The organism is Maritalea mobilis (assembly GCF_004363175.1).
GTDB classification, from domain to species: Bacteria; Pseudomonadota; Alphaproteobacteria; order Rhizobiales; family Devosiaceae; genus Maritalea; species Maritalea mobilis.
Genome location: NZ_SNYR01000004.1, coordinates 25,405 through 38,282 on the forward strand (window position 1 = coordinate 25,405; position 12,878 = coordinate 38,282).

The 12,878-nt window shown below is 54.0% G+C and carries 11 protein-coding genes; 5 read left to right on the forward strand and 6 right to left on the reverse strand.

The window, feature by feature from the left end:
• Positions 1 to 90: 90 nt before the first annotated feature.
• The 4 genes from ATL17_RS16195 to ATL17_RS16210 all read left to right on the forward strand — a co-directional run bounded on the left by ATL17_RS16195 (position 91) and on the right by ATL17_RS16210 (position 4,778).
• Positions 91 to 1,638, forward strand: coding sequence for a bifunctional helix-turn-helix transcriptional regulator/alpha/beta hydrolase (locus ATL17_RS16195; RefSeq protein WP_133573897.1), 1,548 nt, complete (start codon positions 91 to 93; stop codon positions 1,636 to 1,638).
• Between the two features lie 81 nt (positions 1,639 to 1,719).
• Entirely contained in the window at positions 1,720 to 2,703 is a 984-nt protein-coding gene (locus tag ATL17_RS16200) for a hypothetical protein (RefSeq protein ID WP_133573898.1), read from the forward strand.
• Positions 2,704 to 2,712: 9 nt separating this feature from the next.
• Positions 2,713 to 4,239, forward strand: coding sequence for a vWA domain-containing protein (locus tag ATL17_RS16205; RefSeq protein WP_133573899.1), 1,527 nt, complete (start codon positions 2,713 to 2,715; stop codon positions 4,237 to 4,239).
• Positions 4,240 to 4,247: 8 nt separating this feature from the next.
• Complete coding sequence (locus ATL17_RS16210) at positions 4,248 to 4,778, forward strand: hypothetical protein (protein WP_133573900.1); 531 nt, start codon at positions 4,248 to 4,250, stop codon at positions 4,776 to 4,778.
• Between the two features lie 29 nt (positions 4,779 to 4,807).
• Here the strand turns inward: ATL17_RS16210 and ATL17_RS16215 are convergent, their stop codons facing one another.
• From ATL17_RS16215 to ATL17_RS16240, 6 genes are all read right to left on the reverse strand, one after another.
• Entirely contained in the window at positions 4,808 to 6,598 is a 1,791-nt protein-coding gene (locus tag ATL17_RS16215) for an aminopeptidase P family protein (RefSeq protein WP_133573901.1), read from the reverse strand.
• A gap of 10 nt (positions 6,599 to 6,608) precedes the next feature.
• Entirely contained in the window at positions 6,609 to 7,595 is a 987-nt protein-coding gene (locus ATL17_RS16220; RefSeq protein WP_133573902.1) for an ABC transporter ATP-binding protein, read from the reverse strand.
• Positions 7,592 to 8,587 (reverse strand): ABC transporter ATP-binding protein, encoded by a 996-nt coding sequence (locus ATL17_RS16225; protein WP_133573903.1) that lies wholly within the window; start codon positions 8,585 to 8,587, stop codon positions 7,592 to 7,594. Before ATL17_RS16225 ends, ATL17_RS16220 begins: the two co-directional genes overlap by 4 nt.
• 9 nt (positions 8,588 to 8,596) lie before the next feature.
• On the reverse strand, positions 8,597 to 9,448 hold the full coding sequence (locus ATL17_RS16230; protein WP_133573904.1) for an ABC transporter permease: 852 nt from the start codon (positions 9,446 to 9,448) through the stop codon (positions 8,597 to 8,599).
• Entirely contained in the window at positions 9,449 to 10,390 is a 942-nt protein-coding gene (locus ATL17_RS16235; protein ID WP_133573905.1) for an ABC transporter permease, read from the reverse strand. It lies immediately after the preceding gene.
• A gap of 85 nt (positions 10,391 to 10,475) precedes the next feature.
• Positions 10,476 to 12,056 (reverse strand): ABC transporter substrate-binding protein, encoded by a 1,581-nt coding sequence (locus tag ATL17_RS16240; protein ID WP_133573906.1) that lies wholly within the window; start codon positions 12,054 to 12,056, stop codon positions 10,476 to 10,478.
• Between the two features lie 187 nt (positions 12,057 to 12,243).
• Here ATL17_RS16240 and ATL17_RS16245 point away from each other — a divergent pair, with 187 nt between their 5' ends.
• Positions 12,244 to 12,816: a helix-turn-helix domain-containing protein gene (locus ATL17_RS16245; protein WP_133573907.1), complete on the forward strand. Its 573-nt coding sequence runs from the start codon at positions 12,244 to 12,246 to the stop codon at positions 12,814 to 12,816.
• Positions 12,817 to 12,878 lie beyond the last annotated feature (62 nt).

The window sequence follows — 12,878 nt, forward strand, 5'->3', positions numbered from 1 at the left end:
TCGTGATTTTTATGCAGAGTGCGTGAAAAGGGCTTACAAATTCCGTCATTCGCCCTATTCTGCTGCTTTCATTTTCAGTTTCTTTCCGCCATGTACAAGATTTACCAGCAAATTATTGATCAGGTCGCGCAAAAGATCGATGCGCCAAAACAGGTTCAAGATGAGCAGATCAAAGCTGCTTTGCTGGATGATCTGGTGCATCGTTTGGAAGATATTGAAGAAGGGGATGAACCCGCCCTGTTGCTGATGGATCGACGTGGCTTGGTCAATTCGGCCAATGGCCGGGCACTGCGCATTTTGCCCATTGAAGTGGGGCAGCATGTACATCCCAGTGAATTTGAGCCAAACCTGCCTGATGCTGGGCATCAAGATCAAAACGCCCCAACTTTGCTGCGCTTTCACGGATGTGAAGATCAAAAGCTAATCTTTGCAGGCCAATGGTTGGGCAGCGGGCAACGGCTATTGCTTACCGAAATTCGGGCTGGTCTTTCGCCGCTGCTCGCGCAACCGCTGGAAAATATTTATGGGCTCACCCCCACTGAGCAACATATTTTGAACGATCTGGTGAAGGGCATGGATGCACAAGCCATTGCCGACCAATCCGACCGAAAAACCAGCACGGTGCGGCAGCATATAAAATCCATCCTGAACAAAACCAACGCCCGTTCACAGGCGCAATTGGTAGCGATGGTCGCCTCGGCGGGCACCATGCTCGACCAAATTGCGCTGCGGCAGGACTTGACTGAAGGCACACCGATTACCCTCAATCACGATCATTTAGATGGCGATTGGGTGCCTTATCGGCGGTTTGGCCTTGCGGACGGTTGCCCGGTTTTGTTTTTCCACGGCGCCTTTTTCGGCATTATGCCGCAAGATATTGGCCGCACCGCGGCCCATATACTGGGGTTAGATGTGATCGCGATTGAGCGCCCCGGCTATGGGGCCAATCCCTTGGAAAAAGACATGGACCCTGTGGACCGAGCGATGCGCCAGGCCAAACGCGCTATGGATCATGCGGGTTGGAAAAAGGCGGTGATTATGGGGCAAGATATTGGCACCCATTTCGCCTTTGCCTTCGCCCGCACATTCCCGCAGCACAGCATGGCGCTGATTTGCGGGGCCACCACCCCGCCCATGGGCGGCATGGACGACACCGAGCATATGCCAAAGCTGCACCGGGTAAACGCCTGGGCGGCACAAAAAATGCCTGCCTTTATGCACTGGATCGTCAATGTCGGCATTGGCCAAATTCAGAAAAAGGGCGTGGACATCATCCCGCAATTATTATTCGCCGATGCGGAATTTGACCGGGATCGCTTAAGCCAAGCCAAATATCTTGCGGCGCTTGAAACAAGCTTTGCGTTGGTCACCGCCCAGCAAGGCTTGGGCTTCACTGACGATATGCGCCTGACCAATTTGGATTGGTGGGATTGGCTAGACGGCATGGACCTGCCCGTGCATTTATTCCACGGACAGCAGAGCCAAACCGTTGCGCAAGCGGCAGTTGAAAAAATGGCTCAAAGATTGCCGCAAGCCCAATTGCATCTGGTTGAAGATGCGGGCCATTCAATGCCGTTCACCCACGCCAATTTGCTTTTGCGGCAGGCACTGCGCGCGGGCATTTTAAGCGGGTTCTGACCCCATTTTTTATAATCTATACCAAATGGTAGTGTTGGAAAAAATTATTGTCTGCTAGCGCAAGACAAAAGGAGAGATTTGATGTGGGATTTTAGTTTTTCAAAGTCGATGGGGTTGATGCGGCAAACCGCACCCTTCTTGCTATTTCGGATGGCGGTCTACTTTATTGTCGCCGTTTCTATCGTGCTGATCACCGGCACCGGGGCGGGCATTGGCTATGGCGTCGGCTTTATGGGTGATGCCGATTTTCAAGGCACCACCACTTTTTGGGGTGGCGGCATCGGCTTGGCGCTCACCTTGGGCATCATCTTTTTCCTGCGCGAATATACGCTCTATATGGTCAAAGCTGGCCATATCGCGGTGATGATCGAAGCATTGGACGGGCGCGAATTACCCCAAAATCAGGTGGCCTACGCACAAACCATTGTGAAAAACCACTTTGGCAAAGCCTCAATTTTGTTCGGCATCGACCAATTGGTGAAAGGCGTGATCAACGCCATCACCGGATTGTTGCAGGGCTTGATGTCCTTGTTGCCTGTTCCGGGGTTAGACCGGATTATGGGCGTGGTGCGCGCTTATCTTAAAGTGGCCGTTGGCCTGCTGGACGAAGTGGTGTTGGCACATATTTTGCGCACAAATGCAGAAAACCCTTGGCATGGCGCGCGCGAAGCATTGGTGCTTTATGGGCAAAATGCAAAGCCGATGATGATCAACGCCGCATGGGTTACCCTGTTTGTATATCTGCTGTCCTTCCTCGTGTTTTTGGTGATGTTGGCCCCTGCCGGTTTGGTGGTTTATTTGATGCCGGGCGCATGGTCAGCTGGCGGCATTGTGTTTGCCATTCTGTTTGCTTGGGCGGTCAAAGCCGCCTTGATCGAACCATTTGCCATTGCATGTTTGCTGCAAGCCTTTTTCAAAGTCACCGATGGGCAAGTGCCGAACCCCGAATGGGAAGAGCGTTTGGAAGGCGCATCCAAGAAATTCAAGGAATTGGGCAATAAAGCCGCAGGCTGGGCTGGCATGGGACCGAAAGCCCCGCAACCAGAACCAACCAAGCCCGCCTAGGGAGGAAAAATGAAAAAACTTGCCATGATCACCATTGCCAGCTTGGCAATGGGCGCTACCGCTGTGTCTGCACAAGAGGCGGGCCGCACTATTATTGTGATGGACGGTTCCGGCTCCATGTGGGGGCAAATTGAGGGCGTACCAAAACTGCAAATCGCGCGCGAAGCTGTGGCCAATCTGTTGCCGCAATTGGATGCAGACCAAGCTTTGGGCCTCGTCGCCTATGGCCACCGCCGCCGGGGCGATTGCAGCGATATTGAGGTGTTGGTGCAACCTGCCTTGGGCCAATCTGAAGCGATAACTGATGCGGTCAATAAAATGCGGTTCCAAGGTAAAACACCGCTTTCTGCCGCGGTGCGACAAGCTGCCGAAGCGCTGCGCTTTACTGAAGAGCCAGCAACCGTAGTGCTGGTGACCGACGGGCTAGAAACCTGCGCAGCTGACCCCTGTGCCCTCGGCATCGAGTTGGAAGAAGCAGGCATTGATTTCACCGCGCACGTAATCGGCTTTGGCTTAAGCCAGGCAGAAGGCGCGCAAGTCGCCTGTTTGGCGCAAAATACAGGCGGCCAATATGTGTCCGCGAAGGACGCCGATGGCCTGACCGCCGCACTTAATCAAACCGTCGCGCAAACAGCAGAAGTCAAATCAACTGAGCTGGCTGAGCCCGAGCCAATTGATCTGCCTACAGCGAAGTTGATGGTAGATAAGCAAAGCACGCCAATCACCACGGCCATTGAGGTGAGTTGGGACGGGCCAAATGCTGAGGATGATTTTATCGACATTGTCTCAGCCAAAACGCCTGAACAGGCGGGTCTCGACTTTATCTATACGGCCAACGGCAATCCGCAATTGTTCAAAATGCCCGCCACGCCCGGCGACTATATTTTGCGCTATCGTTGGACAGGTCGCACTGGCTGGGACACGATTGCCACCCTCCCGATCACCGTCACTGAAGCAGAATTTGTGCTCGACGCGCCTCAATCCGCCGAACAGGGGGAGATGGTCGAGGTGACATGGAAAGGACCAAACAATGCCGATGATTATATCGACACCATAGAGCGCGGGGCCAGCCGCACCGATGGTGAAGTGACCTATGCTTGGGCACGCGATGGCAATCCGGCGCAACTGCAAATGCCAATTACGCCAGGCGAATATGATCTGCGCTATGTGGTGCAAGGCGAGCAAGATCGCTCTGTTGGCTTGGTCGTGCCTCTCACCGTTTTGCCAACAACGGCAAATTTGGTGGCGCCTGCGCAGGTGAAACCCGGCGCTGAATTTGAAGTGCAGTTCAACGCGCCCAACACCTCTGGCGACTGGGTCGACATTGTCACCCCCGGCTATGAAGAGTTTAGCGGCGAGATCACTTACTTCTATACGGAACACGCCCAAAATGGCGTGGGCCGCCTCACCGCCCCGGCAGAAGAAGGCACCTTCGAATTGCGCTATGTGCTTGAAGGACGCGATGGCCGTATCGTGCTTGTGCGCAAGCCACTCATCGTCACCGCAGGTGCCGAAGACACCATAATTTCAGAATAGGAACCAAGATGATGAATATGAAAATTGCAGCCCTATCCTCGTTCATTCTGCTCACCAGCGCCGCCGCCATAGACGCGGCGCCGATTGTGCCCCAAGACGGTTTGTGGCGCGGCGATGCCACAGGTGGCAGTGTGGAAGATTGCAATCCCATGATGGAAAATATGTTGCAAAATAATGGCGCGTTCACCCAGAAAGGCGAAACACGCCGCATCAAATGGGGCGGTAAATTTGACCCGAATTCAATGAACATTTTCAATGAAGAAGGCGCCCCCATGGCGTGGGAAAGCACAGGCGAGAACAGCTATAAGGGCAAGATTTTTGACGGCTCAAGCTGCGCCAATGCTGACACTAACAGTTGCACCCGTGTGGGCGCAACCGTGACCATGCAATTGATCTCCCCCACCAAAATTGAAGGCACCACTTTGGTGGAGCTAGGGACGTTGATGGGCGACACCGAAGCGATGGCAGCGCTCAAGCAAATGGGCATGGCCGATTGCAAAGTGAATGTCACCTATGACGTGCAACGCGTTGGCGACTAAAGCAAAGGCGGCCCAAGGCCGCCTTCTTACTATATTGGCTGCGTGGTGCGCTTGAGATAATCAAGTGCGTCCGCGCTAACTTGATCTTTCAAAAGCTCAAAACACTTTTGATGATAAGCGTTTAGCCAATCACGCTCGGTCTCAGTTAAACGTTCTGGCAGCACGGCGCTGGTTTCGATGGGCATATAGCTTAGGGTTTCAAAGCCGTAGAAGCCGTCGCCTAAGTCGATGATCTCAAACAGATTTTCGATGCGAATGCCATATTCTCCAGCGACGTAATAGCCGGGTTCGATGCTCAGCACCATGCCGGGCACCAGTTCCACATCGTTGAAGGCGCGGCCGATGCGTTGGGGTTGTTCGTGGACGGAAAGATTGTGCCCCACCCCATGACCAGTGCCGTGATCATAGTCTTTTTTGATCGACCAGAGCGGGGCGCGGGCGATGGCGTCGATGTGATGGCCGAATGTTTTTTGCGGAAATTTGAGTGTGGCCAGCGCCAAAAATCCACGTAAAACTCCAGTATAATTTTCGCAAAATTCAGGCGAAGTTTTACTAAAATTATAGGTGCGAGTGCTGTCTGTTGTGCCGTCAGCAAATTGACCGCCGGAATCGTGCAAATAAATCTCATATGGATCGAGCGCACGGTTGGATTGTTCGGTGACTTTATAGTGGCACATGGCGCCGTTCGGCCCGGCCCCGGAAATCACATCAAAGCTGAGTTGTTCAAAGCCAAACAGCTGGGCACGAAGCTGTTCGATCTTTTGCGTCACCTCGAGTTCGGTAATGGGATCACCAGCTGCAAAACGCTTGGCAACATTGGCGTGTAGCCATGCGCCAAGTTCGGTCCAGGCAATGCCATCGCGCTTGTGACAATCGCGCATCCCGCCCAGCTCGGTGGCGTTTTTTATCGCCTTGGTTAGGGTGATGGCGCTACGGCTATGTTTGATCTGGCTGCTCTCGCCTGCCGCGAATTGCACAGCCACGGGGGTGAACAAGGGATCATACCCTAAGACTTTATCGCTGGCGGCATGGTCAGCGATGGCCGGCAGAAACCGCTCGGGTGCGCAAATTTCAACGCCATCCAGTTCAAAGTCGGTCAAGTCTTGTGGCACTTTTTGCGGATCGACAAACCATTGCACGCCCCCTTCGCGATCCAAGGTCAGGAACGAATTGATAAAGGGATTATAGGCAATATCATTGCCGCGAATGTTCAAGAGCCACGCAATATTGTCCGGCTGATTTTCGACCAGCACATCAATGTCATGCGCCACCAGATGGGCCGCAATGCGTTGCCGCTTGATGGCAGAATGCTCGCCGCTCTTTTCTTCGCCAAACGGACGCGCTTTATCAGCAATGGGGGCGGGGCGGTCAGTCCAGAGCTGGTCGATGATATTATTTTCTGTGGCGATCAGATGATTGTGCGACTCTGCCGCCGCTTCGGTCAGTTCTTGATGCCAGCTGGCGGGGATATGCATTGGATCAAAGCCAATGCGCAGGCCGCGCTGCTGTGTGGTTTTGAGCCAATCGGCCAACGGTTGGTCATGCAAATGACGATAGGAGAACAGACCCTCTGGACATTGCTCGCGCACCTGCACCGTGTAGCGCCCATCCACAAACAAGATCGCCTGATCCTGCGTGATCAGCGCCAACCCTGCTGAGCCGGAAAAGCCCGTGGCCCACATGAGGCGCTTGTCGCAATCGGCAACATATTCAGCCATATGGGCATCAAAGCGCGGCACAATCAGCGCATCCAAATCTTGGCATTTCAGCGCGTCGCGAATATCGCTAAGGCGCTTCGCTTGGGGGGAGCTATTCAACATGGGAAGACTTTCATTCAATCGGATCACGATGGTGACACGCCACTTGCCCCTTTGCCGGGTCGCCCTTCAATAGCGGCAATGTGGTTTTGCACACATCTGTTGCGAGAGGGCAGCGCCCATGAAAGGCGCACCCGGTGGGAATGTTGAGTGGGCTGGGCAATTCGCCTTTGAGGGGGATGGCATTGCCCTTATCGTCTGGGTCAAGCGATGGGGCCGCACTCAACAAAGCTTCAGAATAAGGATGGCGCGGCGCGGCAAACAATTCTTTCGCAGGGCCAATTTCCACAACGGACCCGAGATAGATCACCGCCACCCGATGCGATACATGTCGTACCAAACGCAAATCATGCGCCACAAACAAAACGGTCAGCCCCAATTCTTCCTGCAACCCAAGCAGCAAGTTCACCACTTGCGCCTGCACCGACACATCGAGTGCGGAAACCAATTCGTCGGCGATCAGCACTTCCGGCTCGACGCTCAAGGCGCGGGCAATGGCGATACGCTGGCGCTGGCCACCGGAAAATTCGTGCGGGAACTTGTCTGCCGCATCTTGCGGCAGGCGTACCAGCTCCAGCAATTCAGCAATGCGGGCGGGAATGTCACGCTCAGCACGCATTTTGTGGACACCCAACGCCTCACGCAACATGTCCCCCACCCGCATCCGGGGGTTTAACGAAGAATAGGGATCTTGAAAGATCATCTGCACCCGGCGGTTATAGTCGCGCTGGGCCTTGCCTTTGGCATTGAGAATGGTCTCGCCATAAAACTCAATCTCACCCTGCTGTGGCTGATAAAGGCCAGCAAGCACCCGCGCCAGGGTGGACTTACCACACCCGCTTTCGCCCACAATGCCAAGGGTTTCGCCTTTTTCCAGTCGCAGCGACACGCCATTCAGCGCCTTCACCTTTTGCTGCGGCCGCCGCATCACCCAATCTGCAAGAGAGCGATTTTTGGCAAAGTGCAGCACGATATTTTCAGTTTTGAGAACTTCAGTCATGATTGCCCCCCTGCCCCATCGGGCGCTTGGGTGGGATTGAAACAAGCGACTTGATGCTCGGTGCCTTCAAGCGGCGGCTTTGTTGTTGCGCAAGCCTCAACAGCATGGGCGCAGCGCGGGGCAAAGGCGCAGCCTTTTGGCAAGTTCATCAAGCTGGGCGGTGTGCCGGGCAGTGAAAAGAGCGGGGTGCGCGGCTCGACATTTTCGGGCACCGATTGCAATAGGCCCATGGTGTAACGATGTAGCGGGTTGCACAGCACATCGCGGGTGCTGCCCTTTTCCACCAGCTTGCCGCCATACATCACCGCCAACCGATCACAGGTTTGCGCGGCGACGCCCAGATCATGAGTCACCAAAATGACCGACATACCCAACTCTTGCGACAGGTCCAAAATCAGTTTCAGAATTTGATTTTGAATGGTCACATCAAGCGCGGTGGTAGGTTCATCCGCCAACAGCAATTTTGGCGAGGAGGCCAAGGCAATGGCGATCATCACCCGCTGGCGCATCCCGCCAGAAAATTGATGCGGATAATCATTCAAGCGTCGCGAGGCATCAGGTATGCCCACCAGCTCCAACAATTCAATAGCGCGATGGTGCCGTGCTTTTTTGTCCAGCTCGGTGTGGGCCACCAGATTTTCTTTGATCTGAACGCCCACCGTCAGCAACGGATTGAGCGAAGACATGGGTTCTTGGAAAATCATGGCAATGTCTTTGCCGCGGATTTTACGCATTTGCGCTTCAGGCTTGGTGACCAGATTTTCGCCTTGCCACACCACTTCACCCGTCACTTCGCCATAGCGTCGCGCCAGCCCCATAATGGACCGCAAGGTTATGGATTTGCCCGAGCCACTTTCGCCCACAATGCCCAGCACTTCGCCTGTCGCGAGATCAAAACTTACCTCATCAACCGCACGGAGCTTTTGACCGCCCACATGGAAGGACGTGCTAAGATTTTTGACCGATAGAAGGGGTGAATTTGATTGTGTCATATCTGTCCCCTATCCCCGTGGTCGCATCAGATCGGTGATGCCGTCGCCCACCAGTGAGAAGCCCAACCCCGTCAACACGATGGCAATGCCCGGCATCAGGCTGAGCCACCAAGCCGTGGTGATGAAATTGCGCCCTTCAGCAATCAACACGCCCCATTCCGCCTGCGGCGGTTGCGCGCCCAAACCGAGATAACCAAGGGACGAGCCGAGCAAAATGGCCAGCGCCATATCGGTCATCCAATACACAATCACCGGGGTGATGGCGTTGGGCATTAAATGGCGGAAGATAATGCGGCGATCGGAATAGCCCATCACCTTGCCCGCCGCCGCGTAGTCATTGGCCATCTGGCCCATAATTTCGGCCCGCATCAACCGCGCATAATAGACCCAGCCCACAAGGGTGATGGCGATATACATATTGGTGAGGCCCGGCCCCAACACGGCGACCACCGCAATCACCAGCACCAAAAAGGGAAATGTGATGATCGCATCGACGCAGCGGCCAAAAATCATATCGGCGACGCCGCCATAATAGCCCACCAATGCCCCAACAAAGATACCGATGGCCAAGCAAAAGATGGTGGCGAACAGTGCCATTTGCATATTGACCGAATAGGCCCAGATCACCCGTGAAAAAGTGTCTCGCCCCAAATTGTCGGTGCCAAACCAATGCAGCGCCGAAGGCGGTTGTTTGATCGCCGTGTAATCAAACACATTCGGGTCGTAAGGCGCGAACAGATCTGGAAACAGCGCCAGTGAAATCGAACTGAGCAAGATAAAAAGGCCGAGCAAAAAGCTGGGGCGCTGAAGCGCCACCAATTGCGATTTACGCGGCAAGCGGAAAAGAAGTTTTTTGACCATTTACGCCACCCGCAATCTGGGATCGAGCCAAGCCTGGATCATATCCGTGAGCAAAAAGATGATGGAGACGAGCACCGCAAAGGTGAGCGTCAGGCCCTGAATGAGCGGATAGTCGCGGGCAAAAATCGCATCGAGCATCAGGCGACCCACGCCGGGCACCGCAAACACAGTTTCAGTGACCAAGGTGCCGCTCATCAAATTGCCGATGGATAGGCCCAACAGGGTGACGGTTGAAATCAACGCGTTGCGCAGCACATGGCGGCCCAGAACAATGCGCTCCGGCAAACCTTTGGCGCGGGCAAATTGCACATATTCAGCATCCACCACTTCAATCACCGAAGAGCGCAAATTGCGCATGATGATCGCCGAGGTGTAAAGCGCCACGGTGAGCGCAGGCAAAAGCAAATGATACATATGTTCAAGAAATGTCGTGCCATATCCGCCCACTGGAAACCACCGCATGCGCGCGGCCAAAAAGGTGAGCAACAGCAAGCCAATATAAAAAACCGGGGTGGATAGCCCCACCTGAAAGATGGAGCGAATGCTGGTGTCGACCCAACTGTTGCGGTTCAACGCGGCGACAAAGGCCAACGGCCCTGCGATCAACAAGGAAAACAACACCGCATAGAGCGTGAGAAACCCTGAAGCAGGCAAGCGCTCAATAATCACTTGGGTGACAGGCGCTTTCAGCAAAATGGAGTCACCCAAATTGCCGGTGAAGACATTTTTGACAAAGATGCCAAATTGCACCCAAAGCGGTTGGTCTAACCCCAAACGCTGGCGGATTTGTTCGAGCTGTTCGGCGGTGGCTTTTGCATCGGCCATGGCAATGGCCGGGTCGCCCGGCAAAGCGCGTACCAGCAAAAAGATGATCACCATCACGATCAAAAAGGTCGGGATGATTTGCAGCAACCGCGAAAGGAAATAGGAAATGGTCGACATAGCTGTTCTCAAAGGACATGTGAGCGCCAATGCGCCCACATGCCAAGGTTAGGGTCAGGTGGATAAAGACCCATAGGAGGAGGCCCTAACGTTCGATCCAAGTGGAGGCGAACTCATTATTGCCCAATGGGGTTTGCACATAGCCCTGCACATCAGCGGACAAAGCGACCGCAAATGGCGTTTCGTACATAAAGAGCAATGGTGCCGCTTCATTGTAGATCGCCTGCATCCGCGCATATTGCTCGGCGCGTTTTGCTGGATCCATCTCCACATTGGAGGCTTCATAAAGGCTGTTGAACTCTTCATTGTTCCAGCCTGTGCCAACAGCTTTTGCCGTTGGGTAATAGCCCAACCAGCCTGCCACCTGCGCCGGATCGTTCACATCATTCACCCAGCCATAGGTGTGAATGTCGAACTCACCCGAACGGTTTTTCGCGCCACGGGTTGGCCCATCAACCTGTTCCACGTTCAAATCAATGCCGATCTGTGACCACATTTGCTGCAAGGCGCTCAAAATGATCGCATCGTCAGCTGAGCCCGCCAGAATGGTCAGGGTCAATTCGGTGCCGTCCGGCACGCCCGCCTCGGCAATCAGCGCTTTGGCTTTGTCCAAATCATATTGATAGATCGGGCCATTATCTGTGGCCAATTGGGTGGTGGAGGCCATCAGGCCGGATGAAACTGGCTTGCCCGCCCCTTGCAGCACCAATTGCACCAAAGCGTCCTTATTGGTGGCATAGTTGAGTGCCTGTCGCAGCTTCACGTCCGCCAGCGGATTGGCAGAACCATCAGCACGGGTTTCGCGGGTATTGATCGGCGAATAGATAATGCGGGTGGATGGGAACAGCTCCATATTGATGTTTGGATCTGCTTCCAACTCACCCACGCGGGCAAACGGGATAAATTCAGCCGCATCGACTTCACCTGCTTGCAGCTTCAAAATACGGGTCGCATCGTCGGGGATCACAAGGAAGTTGATGCCATCCATATAAGGCAACGGCTGACCATCCTCGCCTTCGCGCCAATAATGCGGGTTCGCGCCAAATTGCATCAAGGTGCCGCGCTGATGGGATTTCATCATGAAGGGACCGGACCCCACAAAGCCATCAATAGCGATACTTTGGGCTTTTTCCTGATCCGTTTCGCCGCTCGCGGCCTCAAACGCATCAGCAGAAACAATGGCGGTGTTGAACGTGGCCAGCATCAACACAATGGTTGGGTCTGGTTGGTTCAGAGTGATGGTGATCTGGTTGCCATCGGCACTCACCTCTTCAATGGAGCTGAGCAATCCGGCCCATGGGCTGAGATCGGCATCCGACGCACGGGTGAGTGAAAAGACAACATCTTTGCCCTCAATCGGCGTGCCATCGGAAAACATGATGCCATCACGAAGGGTCAGCGTCACGCTTTGCCCGTCTTCGGCCACATCGTAGCTTTCGGCCAAACCAGAGGTCACGGTTTTGCCGTCCGCCTCGGTGCGCAACAAGGTGTCGTAAAGATTGGTGACCATCCAAATATCTGGATTACGGTCAGCGTAAATTGGATCGATCAGCGTGGAATCATCATAGCGCGCAAAGGTCAAAGACCCGCCGCGTTCAATGGCCATGCTGGGCACTGCTGAAAACATTGCGGCGGCAGCTACAGTCGCCATCAATAGTTTTTTCATCCTAGTTTCCTCCCTCAGAGATGAATTTTGCACTATTGCAGATTGTATCCAATCCAAACTGCTATCTGATTTTAATTTAGTCAAGCTAAAATTTATTTTAGTAAAACTTAAGGGGTTGTGTTTGCGTGCGCAGCCATGCACATTGGCGCATCGAATTATTTACGCCGATGTTTGAAAGGCCTGTCCCGTGCAAGATGCCCGCCCTGAACCCAGCAATGAAGAAATTGGCTTTGCCATCAGGCGGCGGCGCAAAGCGCTGGGCAAAACACTGGTGGAAGTGGCCGAGGCAACTGAACTGACGGTTGGTTTTATCTCGCAAGTGGAGCGCGGCATCAGCGCGCCTTCCCTCTCCTCATTCATGCGGATTGCGCGGGTGCTCAACACCTCAATCGAGCAATTGCTAAATGTGAGCGAGCCGTTTGAACCGCTCACCAAAGCTGAGCATCGCCAAAGCTACAGCTTGGGTGAAAATGGCCGCTGGTATGAAAAACTAGGGCCGGGCTTTTCCGGCGCCCTGTTTTACCCCTGCATCATTCACCGCCCGCCCGGGCATGTGGCGGAGATGATGCAGCACAAAGGCGAAGTGTTTTGCTATCTGATTTCCGGCGAGCTGGAATATCATCTGGGCGACAAGGTTTTTGAAATGAAGCCCGGCGACACCATCCATCACGACACCAGCGAAAAGCACTTTTCTAAAGTTGTGAGCGATGAGGAAAGCGTGGAACTTTGGGTGAGTTCCCACCCCATGACCAGCCATTAAGTCTTGAAATCAGAACACCCACAAAACAGATTGACCGATCCAAATATATCAATTATTCATGA